General features: G+C 69.8%; 16 protein-coding genes. 14 read left to right on the forward strand and 2 right to left on the reverse strand.

The features are described from left to right. Positions 1 to 8: 8 nt before the first annotated feature. The 8 genes from ACWEVS_RS32060 (at position 9) to ACWEVS_RS32095 (ending at position 12,486) form a co-directional block, all read left to right on the forward strand. A complete protein-coding gene (locus ACWEVS_RS32060; protein WP_452554438.1) occupies positions 9 to 2,612 on the forward strand; it encodes a family 78 glycoside hydrolase catalytic domain in 2,604 nt (867 codons plus the stop codon). 151 nt (positions 2,613 to 2,763) lie between these two features. Further along, positions 2,764 to 4,011, forward strand: a complete 1,248-nt coding sequence (locus ACWEVS_RS32065) for a M24 family metallopeptidase (protein WP_452554439.1) — start codon at positions 2,764 to 2,766, stop codon at positions 4,009 to 4,011. Then, the gene (locus ACWEVS_RS32070; RefSeq protein ID WP_449930221.1) at positions 4,008 to 4,424 is read left to right on the forward strand and encodes an SRPBCC family protein; all 417 of its coding nucleotides are present in this window, start codon (positions 4,008 to 4,010) and stop codon (positions 4,422 to 4,424) included. The genes ACWEVS_RS32065 and ACWEVS_RS32070 overlap by 4 nt, the downstream gene beginning before the upstream one ends. After that, positions 4,421 to 5,413 (forward strand): MBL fold metallo-hydrolase, encoded by a 993-nt coding sequence (locus tag ACWEVS_RS32075; protein WP_452554440.1) that lies wholly within the window; start codon positions 4,421 to 4,423, stop codon positions 5,411 to 5,413. Before ACWEVS_RS32070 ends, ACWEVS_RS32075 begins: the two co-directional genes overlap by 4 nt. Before the next feature lie 5 nt (positions 5,414 to 5,418). After that, a complete protein-coding gene (locus tag ACWEVS_RS32080) occupies positions 5,419 to 5,886 on the forward strand; it encodes an SAM-dependent methyltransferase (protein WP_449930225.1) in 468 nt (155 codons plus the stop codon). Between the two features lie 49 nt (positions 5,887 to 5,935). Then, positions 5,936 to 8,647, forward strand: a complete 2,712-nt coding sequence (locus ACWEVS_RS32085; protein WP_452554441.1) for a helix-turn-helix transcriptional regulator — start codon at positions 5,936 to 5,938, stop codon at positions 8,645 to 8,647. Between the two features lie 266 nt (positions 8,648 to 8,913). Beyond that, positions 8,914 to 9,801 carry an SMP-30/gluconolactonase/LRE family protein gene (locus ACWEVS_RS32090; RefSeq protein WP_452554442.1) on the forward strand — a complete coding sequence of 296 codons (888 nt, stop codon included), beginning with the start codon at positions 8,914 to 8,916 and terminating at the stop codon, positions 9,799 to 9,801. A 6-nt stretch (positions 9,802 to 9,807) separates the two neighbouring features. Continuing rightward, on the forward strand, positions 9,808 to 12,486 hold the full coding sequence (locus ACWEVS_RS32095) for a helix-turn-helix transcriptional regulator (RefSeq protein WP_452554443.1): 2,679 nt from the start codon (positions 9,808 to 9,810) through the stop codon (positions 12,484 to 12,486). Between the two features lie 249 nt (positions 12,487 to 12,735). Here ACWEVS_RS32095 and ACWEVS_RS32100 read toward each other — a convergent pair whose 3' ends face one another. Then, on the reverse strand, positions 12,736 to 13,371 hold the full coding sequence (locus ACWEVS_RS32100) for a hypothetical protein (protein ID WP_452417756.1): 636 nt from the start codon (positions 13,369 to 13,371) through the stop codon (positions 12,736 to 12,738). Between the two features lie 865 nt (positions 13,372 to 14,236). Here ACWEVS_RS32100 and ACWEVS_RS32105 point away from each other — a divergent pair. The 5 genes from ACWEVS_RS32105 to ACWEVS_RS32125 all read left to right on the forward strand — a co-directional run bounded on the left by ACWEVS_RS32105 (position 14,237) and on the right by ACWEVS_RS32125 (position 18,632). Further along, positions 14,237 to 15,271: an NAD(P)-dependent alcohol dehydrogenase gene (locus ACWEVS_RS32105; RefSeq protein WP_452417755.1), complete on the forward strand. Its 1,035-nt coding sequence runs from the start codon at positions 14,237 to 14,239 to the stop codon at positions 15,269 to 15,271. A gap of 1 nt (position 15,272) precedes the next feature. Further along, entirely contained in the window at positions 15,273 to 16,313 is a 1,041-nt protein-coding gene (locus tag ACWEVS_RS32110; RefSeq protein ID WP_452554444.1) for an amidohydrolase family protein, read from the forward strand. Next, entirely contained in the window at positions 16,310 to 17,011 is a 702-nt protein-coding gene (locus ACWEVS_RS32115; RefSeq protein ID WP_452554445.1) for an iron-sulfur cluster assembly protein, read from the forward strand. Before ACWEVS_RS32110 ends, ACWEVS_RS32115 begins: the two co-directional genes overlap by 4 nt. A gap of 463 nt (positions 17,012 to 17,474) precedes the next feature. After that, the gene (locus ACWEVS_RS32120) at positions 17,475 to 18,245 is read left to right on the forward strand and encodes a hypothetical protein (protein WP_452417752.1); all 771 of its coding nucleotides are present in this window, start codon (positions 17,475 to 17,477) and stop codon (positions 18,243 to 18,245) included. Positions 18,246 to 18,302: 57 nt separating this feature from the next. After that, positions 18,303 to 18,632 carry a hypothetical protein gene (locus tag ACWEVS_RS32125; protein ID WP_452554446.1) on the forward strand — a complete coding sequence of 110 codons (330 nt, stop codon included), beginning with the start codon at positions 18,303 to 18,305 and terminating at the stop codon, positions 18,630 to 18,632. A 337-nt stretch (positions 18,633 to 18,969) separates the two neighbouring features. Here ACWEVS_RS32125 and ACWEVS_RS32130 read toward each other — a convergent pair whose 3' ends face one another. Further along, on the reverse strand, positions 18,970 to 19,452 hold the full coding sequence (locus ACWEVS_RS32130; protein WP_452417750.1) for a hypothetical protein: 483 nt from the start codon (positions 19,450 to 19,452) through the stop codon (positions 18,970 to 18,972). A gap of 680 nt (positions 19,453 to 20,132) precedes the next feature. On the opposite strand from ACWEVS_RS32130, the gene ACWEVS_RS32135 reads away from it, so the two are divergent. After that, the gene (locus tag ACWEVS_RS32135; protein WP_452554447.1) at positions 20,133 to 21,356 is read left to right on the forward strand and encodes an esterase-like activity of phytase family protein; all 1,224 of its coding nucleotides are present in this window, start codon (positions 20,133 to 20,135) and stop codon (positions 21,354 to 21,356) included. Positions 21,357 to 21,358: the final 2 nt, after the last annotated feature.

Below are 21,358 nucleotides of genomic sequence, written 5' to 3' on the forward strand. Positions count from 1 at the left end.
ATTCGGGGGTGCTCGGAGTGCAGGTCTCCGGCGCGCAGGCGCCGTTCATCCGTTCGGCCCCGCCCGGTCCACGGGTGGGCCTGACGTGCGGTCTGGCGGATCCGGTGGGCGTGGACGAGCCGTCGCCCCGGCTGTCGTGGGACGCCCGGCTGATCCAGGAGGCCACCGTGGTGGTGTCCTCGGACGGGCGCGAGGTGTGGCGGTCGTCCGTGCCTGCCGGATCGTACGGCGTGGACGTGCCGGATGAGTGGCTGGCGCCGCTGACGCCGTACACGTGGAGTGTGGAAGGGCACGCGACCGGCGCGTTCACCACGGGCCTGCGGGCGCGCGGTGGGTGGGACGCCCCCTGGCTGGCGGGCGACCCCCGGGCGGCGGTGAGCCTGCGCGGGTCGTTCACCTGGCGTCACGCTCCCGGGCGCGCCTGGCTGGCCGCCACCGCGCTGGGCGTCTACCGGGCGCTGCTCAACGGGGTGCGGCTGGGCGAGGAGGAGCTGGCCCCCGGATGGACCGACTACGGTCGCCGGACGCGCTATCGGCTGCTGGAGCTCACGGAGTTGCTCGTACCCGGCGAGAACGAGCTGGAGCTGTGGCTCGCTCCCGGCTGGTACGCCGGTCACGTCGCCGGCGGCGGCCCGCGCCGCTACGGCGACCGGCCCGCTGCCAGCGCCCAGGTGCTCGTGCGGGACGACGACGGGGTCCGCCGCGTGTTCGCCACGGACGCGGCCTGGACCCGGCGGGATCTCGGCCGCCCGCGCGCCGACCTGGTGATGGGCGAGACCGTCCAGGCCCCATCCCGGCAGGTCGGACCCGCCGAGACGACGGCCGCCCCGGAGATCCTGGTGGAGGCCGACCCCGCTCCCCCGGTGCGGGTGACCGGCACGGTGCCCGCCGTGTCCGTGACCGAACCCGCGCCGGGCGTCCAGGTGGCCGACTTCGGGCGGAACGTCGTCGGGCGCGTACGGCTGCGCGTCGACGCGCCGGACCCCGTACGGATCGTGGTGCGGCACGGGGAGGAGCTGACCGCGACCGGGCGGCTCTACACCGACAACCTGCGCACCGCGGACCAGCGTGACGAGTTCGTCCTCGGCCCCGGCGCGCACGTCGTGGAGCCCGCCTTCACCCTGCACGGGTTCCGCTACGCGGAGGTCACCGGCTGGCCGGGCGCGCTGACGCCGGACGACCTGGAAGCGGTGCTGCTGTCCTCCGCGCTCGCCGTCACCGGCTCGCTGACCGTGAGCGATCCCGCCGTACGGCAGCTCGTCGCCAACATCGGCGCGTCGGCGGACGGCAACCTGGTGAGCGTGCCGACCGACTGCCCGCAGCGCGACGAGCGGACCGGCTGGACGGCCGACATCTCGGTGTTCGGCTCGACGCTCAGCTTCCTGCGGCACACGCAGGCGTTCCTGTCCGGCTGGGTGACGACGCTGATCGACGGGCAGCGGGCCGACGGCGCGGTCCCGCATGTCGCGCCGGTCCTGCCCGAGTACGGATACGACTCCCCCGTATGGTCCGACGCGCTGGTCGAGGTGCCGTGGCTGCTGTGGCGGCGCTACGGCGACGACCGCACGCTGCGCCGCGCCTACGACCCGATGCGGCGGTGGGCCGACTACTGCCTGGCCCAGGCAGAGGACGGCATCAGACCGGGCAGGGCCCTGGGCGACTGGCTGGCCCCCGGCACGGTCGAGACGCCCAAGAGCCTCATCGCCACCGCCGCCCTCGCCCGCAGCCTCCGCCTGGTCGCGCACGTGGCCGACGTGCTCGGCGAGCCGCACGCGCCGGAGTACGGCGAGGCGTTCACCCGCGTGTCGGGCGCCTTCCAGCGGGCCTTCCTCAGCGGGCCGAAGCTGCACACCGAGACGCAGACCGGCTACGCCGTCGCCCTCGCCTGGGACCTGGTCCCGCCCGAGGACCGGGCCGCGTCGGCGCAGGCGCTGGCCGAGCTGGTCCGCGCCGACGGGCACCGGCTCATGACGGGCTTCGTCGGCACCCCCCTGCTGCTGCCCGTGCTGTCCGAGACCGGCCACCACGACCTGGCGTGCCGGATCTTCAACCAGGAGGGCTATCCGTCCTGGCGCTACCAGCTCCGCGCCGGGGCGACGACCATGTGGGAGCGCTGGGACGCCTGGCACCACCGGCACGGCCTGCAGACGCCGGCCATGAACTCCTTCAACCACTACGCCTACGGCTGCGTGGGCGACTGGCTGTTCCGGCACGTGGCGGGCCTGGGCGACGACCCGCGCGGGACAGGTGGCGGCTTCGGCGAGCTGCTGCTGCGTCCCGGCCCCGTCCCGCTGCTGCGCCAGGCGCACGCCCGCTACGAGAGCGCGTCGGGGACGGTCGAGTCGGGCTGGCGGGCCGGGCCCGACGGGGTGCAGTTCACGTTCGCCGTCCCGGAGGGCGTGACCGCCCGCGCGGTGCTGCCCGTGCGCGGCGCATGGGACGGGATGAGCGTCAACGGCACCTTCCTCATGGGCCTCAGCGAGCAGCTGCCGACCACCAGGCTGGCCGACGGGGGCTGCGCCCTGAACCTGCCGCCGGGCCGCTGGTCGTTCACGGCCCCTGCGGCGGCCACGGCCCACCTGCTCCAGGAGTGGGACGACCTGGGCCGGTGAGCTGGTTGTGAGGCTTGCGGTCACCACTCGTGTCGCTTGTCGTCACTGAGTGGTGACGCCGCCTGACGGGTGAGGCGCCGCTCGGCCGTACAGGCAACTACAGTCAGCTGACGGAAGCCGGGCCCCACCGCGCGTCCGTAGCGTCGGCGGCATGCACGTTCCCACCTACTCTCTCGCCGAGCGAGACCGCCGCTGGGCGCTCGCCCGGCAGATCATGGAAGCCGAGGGCGTCCAAGCTCTCATCGCCTACGGCGAGCATGAATGCGCCGACCTGGCGCCCTTCGCGCCGGATGTGTACTTCACCAACGACCGTCCCGGTGCGATCGTCATCTTCTGCCGCGACGCCGACCCGATCCAGCTGACCTGGTCCACGCTTCCCGTCGCCGACCACATCCAGGCACGCAGACGCGGCGAGGAACTGTGGATCGCCCCGCGCGACATCCGCGTCGCCAAGCACGCGGCAGGCGTGGTCGAGGTCCTGCGCGAACACCGCCTGGAATCCGCGGCGGTCGGCGTGCTCGGACTGGACCCCTACCCGCCCTTCCACATCAACCCGATCATGCCGCACGGCTTGTGGAGCCAGGTACTCGCCGAGCTGCCCGAGGTGACCTTCACGCCGGTCGGGCTGAGCCACCTGTTCGCCACCATCTGCCAGTCGGAGGAGGAACTGGCGGTCGTCCGGCACTCAGCCGCCGCCGGTGACGCGATGGCCCGGGCCATGCTGAACGCGGCCAGGCCCGGCGTCAGCGAGGCCGAGGTGTACGCCGCGGGTATGGCGGCGGCCTTCCAGCGCGGCGTGGCCGCCCCCGACATGCTGCTGTCCTCCGGTCCCGGGTTCATCTCCTGGGGCCCGCCCGCCTGGTCCTACCGCCCGCAGGCGCCACGCGTCATCGACGACGGTGACGTCATCATGGCCGAGGTGTTCTGCCGGTTCGGCATGAGGGAGACCCAGCACCAGGTCGCCATTGCCGTCGGCGAGCCGCACCCCGACATCGAGCTGGGCGCCGAGGTCGCCCGCGCCAGCTACGAGGCCGGGCTGGCCGCGGCCCGGCCAGGCAACACCTTCGGCGACCTCGTCGAGGCCATGCAGGCCCCGTTGAAGATCGCCGATGCCTGGAACATCCACCCGCTCGTGCACACCCTCAACCCGATGGGGCCCGTCTGCGGCTTCGGCGCGGGACTGCGCCGCGTGCCCGAGGCCCAGGAGTACGGCCGGCTGTTCGAGGTGCCCACCATGGGCGGCGAACTCCCGCTGGCCCCCGGGATGACCTTCGCCTTCGAACCCAACGCCGTCATCGGCGACCACCTGGTCAATCTCGGCGGCACCGTCGTCATCGGCGAGGACGAACCCCACGAGCTCAACCCGTTCACCGCCCAACTGCTGAGGAGCAACTCATGATCACCGTCGACCACGTCGCCCGCTATCCCCAGCCGGTGGAGGCCGTCTTCGCCGTGCTGGCCGACCTGGGTGGATACCCGGCATGGCAGTCAGACGTGCTGGAAGCACACCTCGACGGTCCACTGCGGGAGGGCGCCGCCCTCAACCAGGTGCGCAAGGTGATGGGCCGCCGTACCGAGATCGCCCTCACCGTGACCGAATGCCTGCCCGGCGCGCGCATCTCGCTGCGGACCGCGCCGGGCACCCGACCCGGCGTCTCTCAGACGTACGGCGTGCTGCCTGCCGAGGGTGGGTGCGCGGTGGAGTTCCGTCTGGAGCTCGACGGCGTGCCGAAGATGGCAGAGCATCTCGTCAAAGCCCAGCTCGGCAAGCAGGTGCCGCTGATGTTCGAGCGTCTGGAGGCCCAGCTGTGACCACCCGCATCCCCGACCGTGAGATCGCCGAACGGCCCGCCGGATACGCCGGACCCAACCTCTCACCCGCAGGTTTGCGACTGCTCCCCCGCGAGTTGGCGCCCGGCGTCCACGCGCTGATGGCGAACCTGCCGCCGAAGGACAACAACGGGCTCGTCGTCGGCCACGACACCGCCCTGATCGTCGACGCGGGAATCACCCCCGAGGTGTCTCGGCAGATCCAGGACCTGGCCGCCGAGCTGACCGACCGGCCGGTGCGCTACCTCGCCAACACGACCTACCACGGCGACCACACCTTCGGAAACCTGGCCTTCCCCGAGGACACCGTCATCGTGTCGTCACGCCTCAACAAGGAGAACATGGCCGATCTGGACTACGAGAAGCAGGTCAGGTCGGGCAACATGTACGGCGACGAGGCGTCGCTCACCGCCGTGACCCGCTGGCGGCTCCCGGACATCACCTTCGACTCCTTCGCCGAGATCGACCTCGGCCGCCGAACAGTCCAGCTCTGGCACTTCGGCCCCGGCAACGGCCCCGGCGACACCGTCGTCTACGTCCCCGACACGCGCACCGCCTGGACCGGCAATTTCCTGGCGCACGCGGGCATCGCGCACATGCTGCTCCAGGGCGGTCCGCTGCCGTACCTGGAGTCACTGCGCCGGATGAGGCAGGCGCTGCCCGACCTGGAGACGATCGTGCCCGGCCACGGCCCGATGGGCGGCGGGCACGCCGCCATCGACACGCTCATCGCCTATCTGGAACGGCTGCACGAGGAGGTCCTCGCCGCTGTGCGGGCCGGCCGTCCCTTGGATGAGACGATGGCCGCCTGCACCAACCCGTGGGCCGAGCGACTCGATCCGGCGCTGTCAGCCGCGCTCGCCACCTACCAGGTCCCGCCGGACCTCGCCCGGCACGCCATGCTCGACCTGTGCAGGAACCTGCATCGGCTCAATATCCTGGCGACCTACCGGCTCTATGTGGGACGTTGAATCACATGCTGAAGGAAGTGGTCGCCCGTCCCATCGGTCACGTGATCGGCGGGCGGGAGGTGGTCTTCGACGACGATTGGGGGACGGTCTCCGCCGTCATCAGGTTGGACGCGGCGCAGTTCGGCCCTGACGCGCTGGCCGGCCTGGACGGTTTCTCGCACCTGGAGGTCATCTACTTCTTCGACCGGGTGCCGGCCGAGAAGATCGAGACCGGCGCCCGCCACCCCCGCGGCAACACCGACTGGCCGTTGGTCGGGATCTTCGCCCAGCGCGGCAAGAACCGCCCCAACCGGCTCGGGCTCTCTCGCTGCCGCCTGACCAAGGTCGATGGGCTGGAGGCGCACGTGCGGGGCCTGGACGCGGTGGACGGCACTCCCGTGCTGGACATCAAGCCGTACATGAGCGAGTTCGGCCCCGTCGGACCCACGACCCAGCCCCCGTGGGCCACCGAGATCATGCGCCACTACTACTGACGTACCGCGCCCGACCTGCCTCGTCACACCGGTCGGTAGGGTGGCGGGCGTGTTGAGGGGGCGGGCAGCCGAGGTCGCCGCGCTTGAGCGTGCCCTGTCGCGGGCGCGGGAAGGCCGTGGCGGTGCCGTGGTGATCCGCGGCGAGGCGGGCGCGGGCAAGACGACTCTGTTGGAGTCCGTGTCTTCCTCGGCCGGGGAGTCCAGGCTGCTGTGGGCCTGGGGCGTGGAGTCGGAAGCCGAGCTCCCCTACGCGGGATTGCAGGTGCTGTTCCGTGAGGTGCGTCATCTGGCCGATCGGCTGCCGGAGCAGCAGGCCCGCGCCCTGCGCGGGCTGATCGATCCGCCGTACGGCGCGGCGGGCGATCGTTTCCTGGTCGGTGCCGCCGCGCTGACCCTGCTCGGCGAGCTGGCCGAGGAGCAGCCGGTGGTGGTGTTGATCGACGACGCGCACTGGCTGGACCTGGAGTCGGCCGAGGCGCTGCTGTTCGCCGCCCGCAGGCTGGGCGCCGAGCGCGTGGCCATGATCTTCGCCGTGCGCGACGGCTCGCCGGTGTTCGACCGTCCGGGCGTGCCGGTCGTGGAGTTGGGGCCGCTCTCCGACGAGGCCGGGGCGGCCCTGCTCGCTGATCATGCGCCCGACCTGCATGTCTCGGCACGTCAGGGATTGCTGTCCCAGGCGCAGGGCAATCCCCTGGCGCTGGTGGAGCTGGTCGGCGCGCTCAGCCCTGCCCAGCGGGACGGCATTGAGCCGGTGGACGAGCACGAGATCGGTGTCATGCCGGTCTCCTGGCGGATCCAGCGGATCTTCGATGCGCGGATCGGTGCGCTACCCGCGCCTGCGCGCACGCTGCTGACGATCGCGGCGGCGGACGACACGGGCGACCCGGCCCTGATCGTACGCGCGGGGCAGCGGATGGGCGCATCGGTGGCCGATCTGGGGCCTGCGGCCGACGCCGGGCTGATCCGCGTCGCCGAGGGCCGCTTGAGGTTCCGCCATCCGCTGGCACGCGCCGCCGCCTATCAGAGCGCACCGCTGTCGCAGCGGATGGCCGCGCACCACGCACTTGCCGAGACGGTCGGGGATGGCGGACGCCGGGCCTGGCACCTGGCCGCGGCCACGGTGGGCCATGACGAGCAGGCGGCGACCGAACTGGAGCGCAACGCCGAGCTGTTCAGGTCGCGTGGCGGCCTCGCCGCGGTCGCCGCTGCCTACCGCCGCGCGGCGCAACTGACCGAAGATCGGGACACCCGGGGGCGCCGCCTTGCCGCAGCGGCCATGGCGGCGAGCGAAGCGGGGCAGATCGAGCACGCCGCCGCGCTGGCGGGCGAGGCGCTGCCGTACGTGCGCGACCCGGCGTGGATCGCCCGCCTGGCCTTGACGAGGGCCCGGTTGGAACATGCCAGGGGCCGGCCGGAGTCAGCGCGCACACTCCTGCTCGACGCGGCCACGAATGTTGCGCCGCTCGACCGCCAGGCGGGTGCCTTGATGACGTTCGAGGCGATGGCGGCGGCCTGGGACTCGCCCGCCCCTGAGGCAGCAGCCGGGGACACCGCTGCCCGGCTGTCCGGCCTGGACGTGCCCGATGCCTTTCTCCTCCGGGGCGCCGACGGGCTGCGCCTGCTCGCCACGGGCGACATCGCGTCCGGCGCTGCCGCGCTGCGGGATTTCGCGGCGCACGTCACCGCTACCCGTCACGATCGCGGCCTGTCCGAACAGTCGCGGCTGCAGGGCTGGGAGATGCTGCTCGGCGACCACCAGACCGTTCACGATGACGCGGTCGCCCTGGACCGGGAGTGCCGTGAGCAGGGCGCGCTCGGCGCGCTGCCCAGAGTGCTGCTGCGACTGGCGCACTGCCGGCTGTTCCTGGGCAGGCACCACGACGCGCACGCCACCGCGATCGAGGGGCTGGAGATCGCGCGTGACACGGGGCAGCGCCACTACGTGACGATGCTCGTCGGGGTGCTGGCCATACTGTCCGCGATCGACGGCGACAAGACGGGCTGCCGGCGGTCGGCCGGCGAGGACCTGCCGAGCCCCGCCTGGCACGCCTACGCGCTGGGCCTGCTCGATCTCGGCTTCGGACGGTATGAGGCGGCGGCGCACCGGCTCGCCGGCGTCACCGCGGGCCCCAACCGGCATGTCGTCGTCGCCGTGCTCAGCCTGCCCGAGCAGGTGGAGGCGGTAGCCAGGCTGGGCGGGGACGCGAGTGAGGCGTGCGAGCAGTTCGAACGATGGGCGACCGGGACGGGCACACCGTGGGCGCGGGCCATCGCGCTGCGCTGCCGGGCCCTGCTCACGCCGGACGAGCAGGCGGGCCCTGCCTTCGAGGCCGCGCTGGCCGCGCATGCCGGGGACGGGCGACCGTTCGAGCTGGCGCGTACACACCTGCTGTATGGCGAATGGCTACGGCGTGCCAAACGGCGTGGAGCCGCACGCCGGCACCTGGGATCGGCGCTGGAATCGTTCGAGCGGATGCGCGCCGCACCCTGGGCCGAGCGGGCCAGGAGCGAGCTGCGGGCAACCGGCGCCGATCCGCTGCCCACAGCGGGTGCGGGGGACCTCGTCGCGCGGCTGACCGCGCAGGAGTTGCAGGTGGTACGGCTCGCCGCGGCCGGCATGAGCAATCGCGAGATCGGCGCTCGGCTGTTCATCAGCCCACGCACCGCCGGCTATCACCTGTCCAACGCCTACCCCAAGCTGGGCGTGACCTCCCGCATCGGGCTGGCCAGGCTCGACCTGGCCGACAACCCGGTCATCTGACAGATCCGGGACTCCCCGCCCCACCAGTAGCGTCGCTCAACGACGCGAAAAGAAGGGTTCCCATGAGGGCTCTCGTGCTGGGCGCTGCTCCTCGACCGCGTCGTCGCCAACAGGACGAGCATGCGATCACGTTCGCCGACACCGCACCTGACGTGCATCGCTGGACCGGGCAGGGCCAGGCACTCACGGCCGCGGTGCGCGCCGCCGAGCTGATCGGCGGCCAGGTGGATCTGGCAGACATGGCCTTTGCGAAAGGAGGTCCGGCAATGGACAGGTTCAAGGCACGGTTCGAGGTGCTGGACGAGCGGTTCGGATTTGACGGCGGCGACGATTACGTGGAGGTGTTGCATCGCGGCAGCCGCAAGACCGAGGGGCCGGTCTACTTCCCGGCCGGGCGCTACCTGGTATGGAGCGACATCCCCAACGACCGGCTGCTGCGCTGGGATGAGACGACCGGTGCCGTCGGCGTGTTCAGGAGCCCGTCCGGTAACGCCAACGGCAACACGGTCGACCGCCAGGGCAGGCTGATCACCTGCGAGCAGGGGACTCGCCGGGTGACCAGGACCGAGCACGACGGCTCGATCACCGTGCTTGCCGACAGCTACCGGGGCAGGAGGCTCAACAGTCCGAACGACGTCGTCGTCCGCTCTGACGGCTCGATCTGGTTCACCGATCCACGCTACGGCATCACCGGCTACTACGAGGGCAGCCCGGCCGACAGCGAGATCGGCGCAGACCACGTGTACCGGCTCGATCCGGAGACCGGCGAACTGACGATCGTCGCCGACGACTTCGTCCGCCCCAACGGGCTGGCCTTCTCTCCGGACGAGAGCCAGGTGTACATCGTTGACACCCGCAAGCGGCACATGCGCGTCTTCGAGGTCCGCGACGACGGCACGCTGTCCGGTGGCAAGGTCTTCGCCGAGGCCTGGTTCGACGGTATCCGGCTCGACTGCTACGGCCGTGTCTGGGCCGCCGCCCTCGACGGCCTGCACTGTTATCACCCCGATGGCACCCTGCTGTGCAAGCTCCTGCTGCCCGAGTCGGCCTCGAACCTCACCTTCGGCGGCGCCAAGCGCAACAACCTGTTCATCACCAACTCGGCCGGTGACCTGTACTCGATCCGGCTCACCTTCGCCGGGATCGCGGCATAGAGACCGATGTTGTACGGGCGCGAGAACGAGCAGATGATCATCGACCGCCTGCTCCGCGACGCTCGCGACGGCCGGGCCGGAGCGCTGGTCGTGCGGGGCGAGGCGGGCATCGGCAAGTCGGCGTTGCTCGACCACGCCGCCACCACATCGCAGGCCCGCGTGCTGCGGGTGAGCGGGGTGGAGTCGGAGGCTACCCTGCCGTTCGCCGCCCTGCAGCTGTTGTTGCGCTCTGTCCTCGACCGCATCAAGGCGTTGCCGCGCAATCAGGCCGATGCGTTGCTGGGCGCGCTGGGTGCGGTCACAGCCGCGCCCGCGGAACGGTACCTGATCGGGCTGGCCACGTTGGGCCTGCTCACCGAGTTGTCGGCCGACGGGCCGCTGCTGTGCCTGGTGGACGACGCCCACTGGCTCGACCGGGAGTCGGCCGACGCCCTGCTGTTCGCCGCCCGCCGTCTGCACGCCGAGCCGGTCGCGGTCATCTTCGCGGCCAGGGACGAGGTGGGCGCGTTTCCGGCATCGGTGGTGCCGGAGCTGAGACTGGGCGGGCTGACCCTCGACGCGGCCAGGCAGTTGCTGGCCGGCAGTGATCGCGAGTTGGCGCTGGCCGTCCGTGAGCAGGTTGTCGCCGAAGCGCAGGGAAACCCGCTCGCGCTGCTGGAACTGCCCCGCACGGAGGTGTTCGCGCCGTTGGCGCTCTCCCTTGGCGGCGAGCCGGTCACTGGCCGCGTGGTGGCCGGATTCCGCGCGCGGCTCGGGGAGCTGCCCGCCGCGGCCCGGACGTCCGTGCTGGTGGCGGCGCTGGAAGACACCGGCGCTCTGGACACACTGACGCGGGCGCTGCGAGAGCTGGGCGGCAGTCTGACCGATTTCGCGCCGGCCGAGCGGGCCGGACTGATCACAGTGACGGAAGCGGGCCTGCGCTTCCGTCACCCACTGGTTCGTACGGCGGCGCGACTGTCCGCTGACGTCGCCCAGCGCATGGCAGCGCACCAGGCCTTGGCGAAGACCGTCGACGACGACCGCCGCGCCTGGCATCTGGCGGCGGTCACCACCGAACCCGACGAACAGGTGGCCGCGGCTCTGGAGACATCTGCCACTCGGGCCAGGCATCGTGGCGGCCAGGCGACCGCCGCCGCGGCGTACACGCGCGCCGCCGAGCTGTCGGCCGATCCCGCAGCCAAGGTACGCAGGTTGACGGCCGGCGCGACGGCGGCGTTGGACGCGGGGCTGTGGCAGCAGGCAGAGGGCTTGGCTCGCCGCGCCGACCGGCCGCAGGACGAGGAGGCGGCAGCGGAGCTGGCGCGGGTGCGGGCGACGCTCGCCTTCCAGGCGGGCCGGCCGCTGGAGGCGACCCGGCTGCTGCAGGAGGGCGCCGAGCTCATCGCCGCCGCCGACCCGGTGTCTGCGCTGAGCATGCTCGGCCTGGCGAGCGTGTACGTCTGGAGCAGCAGGACACATCCCGACCAGGTGCCGCTCGCCCGCCGGACCGAGGAGCTGACCCCCCGCCTGGACGGGCCGCTCGGCGCGGTGCACGCGCTCAACCACGGGATGCGCCGCCTGCTGGAGGGCGACCTCATGGCCGCGATCACGGGCCCAGGCCTTCGCAGTGAGGAATCGGTGCCGGTCGACCTGCGGTTGCTGGCCGCATACAGGGGATTCATGCGCGGCGACCAGCACGCCATGCTGCAAGACGCCACCCGGCTCGTCGCCGAGTGCCGTACCGCGGGGCGAGCCGGTCGCCTGCCGCAGGCCATGATGCTGCTGGCCCTGGCCCAGCTCACCAATGGACGACATCACGCCGCGCGCGAGAGCGCGGCCGACGGAATACACATCGCCGAGGACGTCGGCCAGCCGTACTGGCACGACTATCTCACCGGCCTGGCCGCCTGGCTCGCCGGCGTCGCCGGTGAGGAGGAGCGCTGCCGCGAACTGGCCGCCAGGGCGGACGACGTGGACGGGGCGTGGATGACCGGCCTGGGCTGGGGAACGTACGCGCTGATCGCCCTCGATCTCGCCGCTGGACGACACACCGCGGTGCTCGAGCGCATGGACCAGGCCCTGGCCGGACCGGCTCGACATGCCTTCCTGTGGTGGTACGCCTGCCCCGACTACGTCGAGTCCGCCGCCCGTGCCGGAACACCCGAGCGGGCCCGGCCGGCCTTCACCCGTTTCCGCGACTGGGCGAACGTCATCGACCAGCCCTGGGCGCATGCCGTACTCAAGCGGTGCGAAGCGCTGCTGAGCGGCGACGGCGACGGCTACGCGCGAGCACTCGCCCTCCACCGGCAGGCCGATCAGCCCTTCGAGCAAGCCCGCACCGAACTGCTGTACGGCGAGTGGCTGCGCCGCCACCAGCGGCGCGCCGAGGCCCGCACACACCTGCGCGCGGCGATGGAGGGCTTCGAACGGCTCGGCGCCGCTCCCTGGGCGAAACGCGCGGCGACCGAACTGCGGGCCGCCGGCGCCTCCCTGTCCGACCGCCGCCACGCCGAGGATCCGCTGGCCGCCCTCACCCCACAAGAGCTCCAGGTGGTACGGCTGGCAGCGACGGGCGCCTCGAACCGTGAGATCGGCGCCCACCTGTTCCTCAGCCCGCGCACGGTCGCCTACCACCTGTACAAGGCGTTCCCGAAACTGGGCATCACCTCGCGCGGCGAACTGGCCCAGTACGTCACCGTCATCTGACGGAGCCGCCCCATGAGCGCGCGCAGCTGCGTGCGCTCGGGGTCCCAGGCGTGGACATCAAGCGGGGCGACAAGGCCCTCAAGGGCACCGATCAGGTCGCCGGACCACCACCCACACGATCACGAACACCCGGCGCTGGTCAGACTGGTGCCGCCGTCACCAACGGACAGCCCTACACTGCCACTACCAGGGCAGACCTCACGTCCGCACGCCTGAGCGTCCCTGTGTCCGGGAAGCGGTGGGGCTGGGTTACGTCCAGAACGCCCACAGGGCCTTGCTTGCGTCAAGCAAGATGGCGGCTGTGGCCCCGAGGACGACGCCGTAGAGCATGTACCGCCGCTGGGTGCCTTGGCCGCGTTTCTCCACACGCTCTGCCACATCGTCGATCTTGCTCTGGAGTAGGAGGTCGAACGCCTTGGCCTCTTCCTGGCGCCGCTCCGCTACTTCACGACTCGTCTCGGCCTCACGCCTATTGGATTCTGCTTCGGCCGCGAGCCTGCGGGCCATGGCGGCGCGCGCCCGCATCGCATTCTCAAGCTCTTCCAGTTCTTGGAAAGTGTCCTCCAGCCGCTCGGCCAGATAGTGGAAGCGCTGATCGAGGTCGTCGTCTTCGGACGTGACCGACCTGCGGCGCAGCGTGGGGGATGCCTCTTTGATCAGGTTTTCGAGTTGTTCGAACCGCCAGGATAAGTGGGCCCGATCGCGAAGGACCGTGGTCCCCACAAGGGCCATGACGAGCAACGTGGCGCTCTCAGTGAGTCCAGGTGGCAGTTTATCGACGGTTGTGCCCAGCACGGCTACGATCACAGCAAGGGCAAGGGCGATCATGCCGTCGGCGTTCATGGCCGCCCAAGCGGCGAATCTCCGGATGATGTCAAGGCGCATCTGTCAGCTTTCCATCCCTCAGGCTCCGACGCGGTGGGGGCACGGTGCGGACAGTCTCGCAGGGAATGACAAGGGTCGAAATGGATCTCCTCTGACGACCTCACGGATGACTCGTCAGAATGTCAATTCTGTGAAGTAATTTCAGCACACGCTCCGCGAGGGCCTTGCCTCAGCCGCACGGGCTGCCCCGCTGAGAACTCGGGCGTTCCGCCCGGGGGCTGGACACCTGAGACCCTGAACCCTACTGGTTCGGGGAGATCGGGAGAGTGTCCCGTTGGGGATGATGAACTGTCCACCGCAGTTCAAGAAGGACGCGGGAGTCCAGGCCAGGAGCAACGAGCGCAGGGATCGCCACCGACTTGGGGGTCGGCCCCGAGACGTTCCGGAACTGGATCCGGTCCGCGCGCACGGAGCGGGTTGAGGCGAGCCGGCCGGGACGCAGGCCGAAGAGCGCCGGCACCGGGGCGAGGCGTCGCCGGAGGCGGTGGAGGCCGAGAACGCCGAGCTGCGCCGGCGGGTGCGTGAACTGGCCGGCGGGTGCGTGAACTGAAGGAGGAGCGGGACACCCTGTGCAAGACGGCTCGGTATTTCGCCGGGGAGACGGCGCGATCCCCGCCGTCGTCGGAGCTGTCGACCACCTGTACTGATGGGACTGCTCCGTGGGTGGTGACACACCAAGCTGCCCTCGATCGAGAACCTCGGCATCCCGCCTGTAGAGGGCCGGGAGTTACCCAATGTCGCCCCCGGAATTCCGGCCTTGTGAAATATCGGGCAAAATTCCGGCTCCGTGAATTCTCGACCATTGACCGCACCCGGTGACCCTCCAACGATCGAGCTACAGCCTTTCGTAGGTCGGGGAGTGGCGATGAGAGCCGTACGGCTTCACGAGTACAACAAGCGCCCGGTGGTCGAGGACGTCCCCGACCCCGAGATCAGCGGGCCGCTGGACGTGCTGGTCGAGATCGGCGGGACCGGGTTGTGCCGTACGGACCTGCACATCGTAGAAGGTCAGTGGGCGGAGAAGTCCGGCGTGGCCTTGCCGTACACGATCGGGCACGAGAACGCCGGCTGGGTGCGGGATGTCGGCTCGGCCGTGACGGGCGTGCAGCCCGGCGACGCGGTCATCCTGCACCCGCTCGTCACCTGCGGGCTGTGCCGCGCGTGCCGCGCCGGCGACGACGTGCACTGCGCCAACGCGAAGTTCCCCGGTATCGACACCGATGGCGGCATGGCCGAGTTCCTCCTCACCAACGCCAGGTCCGTGGTCAAGCTGGATCCTTCGATGGAGCCCGCGGACGTCGCCGCGCTGGCCGACGCGGGACTGACCGCCTACCACGCGGTACGAAAGGCGCTGCCGCTGCTCTACCCGGGCACGCAGATCGTGGTGATCGGCGCCGGCGGGCTGGGCCACATCGGCGTGCAGTGCCTGACCGCCATGGCGTCGGCCGAGATCATCGTCGTCGACCGGTCGCAGGCGGCACTCGAGCTCGCCAAGGGGTTGGGCGCCACGCACACCGTGCCGGCCGACGGCAGCCAGCTCAACGCGGTCACCGACCTCACCGGCGGGCGCGGCGCGCACGTCGTGCTCGACTTCGTCGGCGAGGGAGGCACCGAAGCCGAAGGCGTGGCGATGCTGCGCCGCGCGGGCTCCTACTTCGTGATCGGCTACGGGGGCCGTGTCGAGATCCCCACCATCGACATCATCTCCAACGAGATCAACGTGATCGGCAACCTCGTCGGTTCGTACAACGATCTGGACGAGCTGATGGCCCTGACCGCGCAGGGAAAAGTACATCTGCACACCAGGAAATATCCCCTCGAAGCCGTCAACGAGGCCATGGACGACCTGGACAGCGGCCGTCTGCAAGGCCGGGGAATTCTCGTACCCGCGAGGAGCTGAGATGTACGAAAAGGATGGCCGGCAGTATTTCGTCGTCGACGGGCACATCCATTTCTGGGACGCCAAGCCGTCGAATCAGGCGAACCGCTATGGCGAGGGTTTCATCAACTGCTTCTACGACTACCACCGCAACCTCTCGCCGGCGTCAGAGGTCTGGCCGCTGGAGGAGTTCTGGCAGCAGAGCGAGGAACGGATCCTGCACGACGTCTTCGAGGCCGGCTACGTGGACAAGGCCATCTTCCAGCCGACCTACCTCAACGACTTCTTCGTGGACGGCTTCAACACCACCGAGCAGGACGGGGTGCTCGCGGAGAAGTACCCGGACAAGTTCATCGTGAACGGGTCGTGGGATCCGCGCGACGGTGAGGCGGGGCTCGAAAGGCTCGAGGCGCTGGCGGAGCGCTGGAATCTCAAAGGGGTCAAGCTCTACACCGCCGAATGGAAGGGCGCTTCGAAGGGCTGGAAACTGACCGACCCGTGGTCCTACCGATACCTCGAGAAAAGCCAGGAACTCGGGATCCGCAACATTCACGTCCACAAGGGGCCGACGATCTACCCGCTCAACCGGGACGCGTTCGACGTGGCCGACGTGGACGAGGTCGCGAGCATGTTCCCTGAGCTGACGTTCATCGTCGAGCATTGTGGGCTACCCAGGCTGGAGGATTTCTGCTGGATCGCCACGCAGGAGCCGAACGTCTACGGCGGGCTCGCCGTCGTGATGCCGTTCATTCACACCAGGCCGCGCTACTTCGCCCAGGTGATCGGCGAACTGCTGTACTGGCTCGACGAGAACCGGATCACCTTCGCCAGCGACTACGCGATCTGGACGCCCAAGTGGCTCATCGAACGCTTCGTGGACTTCCAGATCCCCGAAGACATGCGCGGAGAGTACGGCGAGCTCACCCCTGAGGTGAAGAAGAAGATCCTGGGCCTCAACGCCGCCCGGCTCTACGACATCCCGGTACCGCCGGAGCTGGACATCGTGGAAGCCCACGCGGGCAGCGACGAGCCCGTCGGGTCCGGGCCGAAAGTGCCGGCATGAGCGTGCCGTCCCTCGACCGCGACGTTTGGGACGCGCTGGCGACCGTACGGGATCCCGAGCTGGACGAGCCGATCACCGAGCTCGGGTTCGTCAGCGAGGCCGAGGTCCACGAGGGGCGCGTTTCGGTACGGCTCCGCCTGCCGACGTACTTCTGCGCGCCGAACTTCGCCTACCTGATGGTTGCCGACGCCTGCCAAGCGGTACGAGCGGTACCCGGCGTGGTCGCGGTGGACGTCCGGCTGGAGGACCATTTCGCGGCCCACGAGATCAACGCGGCTGTCTCGGAAGGCGCGGGGTTCACCGGGTCCTTCCCCGGCGAGGCGTGCGGAGAGCCTGACGAGCTGCGCCTGACGTTCCGGCGCAAGGCCTACCTGGCGAGCCTCGACCGGTTGGGCACCCGGTTGACCGCCGAGGGCCTGCCGCCTGCGCGGCTGCGGCTGGGTGAGGTCCCGCCGTCCCCAGAGCTGGCGCGGCTGCTTCACCGCAGGGCCGAACTCGGGCTGGACTGCTCGCCGCAGTCGCCGCTGCTTCTCGACGAGCGCGGCGAGCCGATCCCCGACGAGGAGGCCGCGCTGCGGCTGCGTTTCGCCCGTGCCGTGCGAGTCAGCATCGAGGGCAACGCCGACTTCTGCCGCGGACTCCTCCACACGCGTTACCCCGAAGCGGCGGGGCGGGACTCCCCATCCTGTCCGCCCTGACCGCCGGCCGACACCACCTCCTGGCCTCCCGACCGCGGTATCGGACGCCGCCGTTCGTAGTGGCTGCGCACCCGCTGCGACGGCGTTCCACAGGCCGGGCAGGCGGCCTCCACGGTGCCGGTCCTGGCCCGGATCCTTACCGTGGTCCCCGGCCGGAAGACCTGATCAACGCACACGCCGACCAGATGAGGGAACAGGACGGCGACAAACTCCTTGATCAACACGCTGCGGATGCTCGTGATCAGGCTGGGCGACCGGCCGGAACACCCGAACCGTGATCTACTCAACGGGGCCTATCACGGAAAGTCAGAATTCGGCCGTCGTTGACAATATGTCCGTTCCTCTTCAACGGCACTGATCGGTGTCGTCGTGATCTGTAGCTGTTTGAGCCGCACGAATAGACCGCTTGGAACTACTTCCCGATTCTGAGCGTCTACTGGAGCATAACGAGGAAGGCAACAGCATGGACGCGACCCCCCCACGCAACCGGCGCAAGTCTCTCGCTTCTCTCTCACTCGACCGCATCGAAGACCGCATCATCACTGTCGTCTGCGTGATCGTTGTCGGCGCAAGCGTTCTGGGCGCCGTCTTCGACTGGCCGCCTGCCGCGTTCCTACCATTGATCTTCGTAGCGCTCTACGCGATTCTACGGTGTCTCCTCCCTCTACGCGGCATGGACCGGACCCTGGAGAAGCTCGCCAACCACCAGTGCACAGAATTCCGCCGCTACAAGAACAACGCCGAGTTCTACAGCGCTCTCCGCACAGCGATCCTCCGGGGCGCGGAGAACCAGCTCGACGTCTGGTACGTACGGCAAGCGCCGCCGAGCACCCTGGCCCAGAAGGAGGCCAAGCAGTACTTCGACGCCGTGCTTGACTGGGCCGGAGGCAACTCCTCTCGTTCCGTCCGCCGCCTGATCTGCGTGAACTCTGACGCGATGCGGAAGTGGGCAATGACCCATTTCGACCAGACTTGCGAAGTTCAGAATTATGAGGCCCACGTGGTGGAGTGGGACATCAAGGCGGACCTGCTGAACATGGCAATCGTCGACGAGCGCGTCGTCTTCCTGGCCTTCTCCGGTGGAACGGAGCAGGTAATCAGGGGAATGAGCATGGAAGACCCCGAGGCGGCCAAGTACTTCACCGACTACTTCAATCAGCACTGGCACAAGTCGGAAACCCTTCGCACATGGGTTGCGCGAACGACGAGTCAGGCGGCCACACCCACTCCCTGAGCGGGCTCTCAGCCGGGGTCTCGGCCGTGACGGTCTTCAAGCACTTCCCGCGCGAGGATGACCTCCGCCTGGACCGCGAGGTCGACGCCGTCGATCCTGCGCTCAGCGGTACGCGACCGCGCCCCGGACGCCGGAGTGCTCCAGTCCCTGCGCGACACGGCGTTCCGTCTCCTCAAGGAGCGGCACGCCCTGTCCGGCCACACGGACGGGTCCGTCCCCTTCTTCCGGACCGTAGCGGCCTCGCCCGCGCTGGTCGCCCGCGCCAGAGAGATCGCCTCCGACCTCCAACGGGCTCTCGCCGGCGAGCTCGAACACGACCCGGCCTTCGACGGCCCCTGCTCGCCGCCTTCTTCACCGCCGCGCTGGTGGAGAACGCCCGGCGCCTGATCGCCGGAGAAGCGGCCGGCACCATCGCAGACGACCACCGTGCCCGCCTGGAGCGTCTGTTCGACGCCCTCAGCAGCGGAGTCGTGCCCGGCCGTGAGGATCACCGCCGCACTGCGCGCAGTGGCGGGCGAGGCCGTCGCCGGCCTCGCCCGCATCTGCCAGGAAGTCGTGTGGAGGTTCGGTGAGGAGATCGCCTACGAGATCCGGCTGACCGGTACGAACCAGGCACCGATCGGCAGTCCGACCTGGGGCCACTCCCTTGGGCCAGTACCGCGGACCCCGGCCGCCTGCCGTCCCCGCACTAGCGGTCCGTGCAACACGCCCGACCTGTCAGCGGTCACGTGATGCGGTTCGCCTTTTCCGCCGCCCTGCGGAACTGCGTGCCGTCCCATCTGTAGGTTTGGCTGACGATCAGGTCAGGGCAGCATCTGGGGGCCTGGTCGCTGAGCGCCTCGCCGTGCAGGTGCACACGCCCGCCCCGGATCGCGACCTTCAGGGACTTGAAGTAGCGGTTCTTGCCGAGTTTTCCGAGCAAGCGCGGAGCCGAGGGCTTGGAGGCTCCGTCGTAGACAAAGGCGATCAAGGGATTGCTCGACGTCGTGCTCGGGCACGACGACACGACGACGGTCTCACGCCTGCCGTCACGGGTAAGGTCGCCGACGGCCGCCACGCGGGCGCGCACGACGTACCAGGTGGCGTGCGGCCCCGGTCTGGGGCAGTTCAGAGCCGGCTCCACTACGGACGCCCAGTCGACCCGGTCCAGCCGGCCGGCGGCATCCGCCGCGATGGCGGCGCCGGCCTGCGCCGCCGCGCCGTCCACGGGGGCCGCGTTGGCGGTACCTCCGCCGAGGACGACCGTCAGGCAGACGGCCAGGGCGGCGGCGTTGGTCCAGGCTTCGTATCGGCGGGCTCTTGGGTGGCTCGTGCGCTCGGTAAGTGAGGTCATAGTCAGTCGGACGCGGGAAACCTCGAAGATGTTGTGGGCTGTTTGTGCATGCCGGGAGACCAATGGCCGCTCCCATCGTGATGCTCGACCTCATCGGCCCTGCTTGGGGCGGGGTTCCGCGGGCTGAGCCGGGCTCGATGTCGCATCGCGGACAGGGGTGACGATCTCACCGGCGTCACGGCGAGGTCGCAACATGCTGCGACAGGCGGCCACCATGCCACACGTGAAAGAAGAGAGGCGCTGCCGGTTTCGGCGGCCAGGTGGTCGGCGGAGTCGGCACGTCCGAGCACGGGGTCGATCTCACCGATGATCTGGGCCAGCTTGACCATCCCGACGCGCGGCAGCGCGTGGAACGGAGCTTGGTCGTCACCGCCCGATCGGCCCGCTGGATGAAGGCGGACGGCACCGGTCCGGACGGCGCGACCAGCGGATGTCACCGGCATTTCGCCACCCCTACGGCCTGCCGCCATCAAGTCCGTAACCGCAGTTAATAGTCGACCGATTTGATCCGACTCGCCCATGCCCCATCACTGGTCCGCTCCTCAGGAGAAAATGTGCGACGTCGCCCTCTCATCCTTTTGGCCACCGCGGCGCTCATGCTGGTCGGTACCCCCGCCTTCGCCGCCGGCAAGGTTGCCTCGCCTCCGGGTGACCCCGCTCGCGCGACCCTGCTCGCCCGCGCCACACTGCCCGCCTACGCCCCGGCCCCCGGCCCACCCACCGGCGCCTTCAGCGACCCCAACAACGGCATGACGCCTCCTTACCCCAGCCAGTTGGTGCTCGGCATCTCGTCCATGCTTCCCGACGGCAAGGGCTCGTTCTGGGCCATGCCCGACAACGGTTTCGGGACCAAGGGCAACTCGGTGGACTTCCTGCTGCGGCTTTACCACTTCACGCCACAGTGGGAGACGGCCGGCGGCGGAGCCGGGACCATCGACGTGGGCCGGTTCCTCTCGCTCGCCGACCCGGACCACAAGATCCCCTTCCAGATCGTCAACGAGAACACCGCGGACCGGCTGCTCACCGGCGGCGACTTCGACCCGGAGTCGGTGACCCGGACCCCCGACGGGTCAATGTGGGTCGGCGACGAGTTCGGGCCGTTCCTTCTGCACTTCGACAGCACCGGCAAGCTGCTGCAGGCCCCGATCGCCCACCCCTCACTCAAATCCCCGAACAACCCGACGCCGGCGAACGGCGAGCCCACGACGGTACAGGGCAGCCGCGGCTTCGAAGCCCTCGCTTCCTCCCCCGACGGACGCTTCCTCTACCCCGCGGTGGAAGGCCGGCTGACCAACGACGCCAACCCGTTCCGGCGCTACATCTACGAGTTCGACACCCAGCAGAACCAATACACCGGTCGTTCCTGGCAGTACCGGACGGACGGCGAGGACTACCGCATCGCCGACATGCAAGCCCTCGACGCCAACCGGGCCATCCTGATCGAGCGTGAGGACGACGAGGGGCCCAAGGCCACCTTCAAGCGCGTCTACTTGATCGACCGGCGCAAGACCGACGCCGACGGCTACCTCGTCAAGACCGAGGTCGCCGACCTGCTGAACCTGCGCAACCCTGCCCACATCGGCTCGGACGACCCCGCCGGAGGTTACGGTCTCGGCGACCCCTTCAAGTTCCCCCTGCAGTCCGTGGAGGCCCTGCTCCCTCTGCCGGGCAACAGGATCGCCGTCATGCAGGACAACAACTTCCCGGACAGCGCCGGCCGCGTCCCGGGCAAGACGGACGCCACCGAGATGATCGTGATCGGATTCCCGAAGCGGTAGTA

The organism is Nonomuraea sp. NPDC003754 (assembly GCF_053605785.1).

Bases quoted from the DNA above. Each gene is read 5' to 3' on its own strand.
- ACWEVS_RS32105 (WP_452417755.1), top strand. From the start codon at position 14,237: ATGAGAGCCGTACGGCTTCACGAGTACAACAAGCGCCCGGTGGTCGAG.
- ACWEVS_RS32080 (WP_449930225.1), top strand. From the start codon at position 5,419: ATGCTGAAGGAAGTGGTCGCCCGTCCCATCGGTCACGTGATCGGCGGG.
- ACWEVS_RS32120 (WP_452417752.1), top strand. From the start codon at position 17,475: ATGGACGCGACCCCCCCACGCAACCGGCGCAAGTCTCTCGCTTCTCTC.
- ACWEVS_RS32100 (WP_452417756.1), bottom strand. From the start codon at position 13,371: ATGCGCCTTGACATCATCCGGAGATTCGCCGCTTGGGCGGCCATGAAC.
- ACWEVS_RS32110 (WP_452554444.1), top strand. From the start codon at position 15,273: ATGTACGAAAAGGATGGCCGGCAGTATTTCGTCGTCGACGGGCACATC.
- ACWEVS_RS32090 (WP_452554442.1), top strand. From the start codon at position 8,914: ATGGACAGGTTCAAGGCACGGTTCGAGGTGCTGGACGAGCGGTTCGGA.
- ACWEVS_RS32125 (WP_452554446.1), top strand. From the start codon at position 18,303: ATGACCTCCGCCTGGACCGCGAGGTCGACGCCGTCGATCCTGCGCTCA.
- ACWEVS_RS32115 (WP_452554445.1), top strand. From the start codon at position 16,310: ATGAGCGTGCCGTCCCTCGACCGCGACGTTTGGGACGCGCTGGCGACC.
- ACWEVS_RS32070 (WP_449930221.1), top strand. From the start codon at position 4,008: ATGATCACCGTCGACCACGTCGCCCGCTATCCCCAGCCGGTGGAGGCC.
- ACWEVS_RS32065 (WP_452554439.1), top strand. From the start codon at position 2,764: ATGCACGTTCCCACCTACTCTCTCGCCGAGCGAGACCGCCGCTGGGCG.
- ACWEVS_RS32095 (WP_452554443.1), top strand. From the start codon at position 9,808: ATGTTGTACGGGCGCGAGAACGAGCAGATGATCATCGACCGCCTGCTC.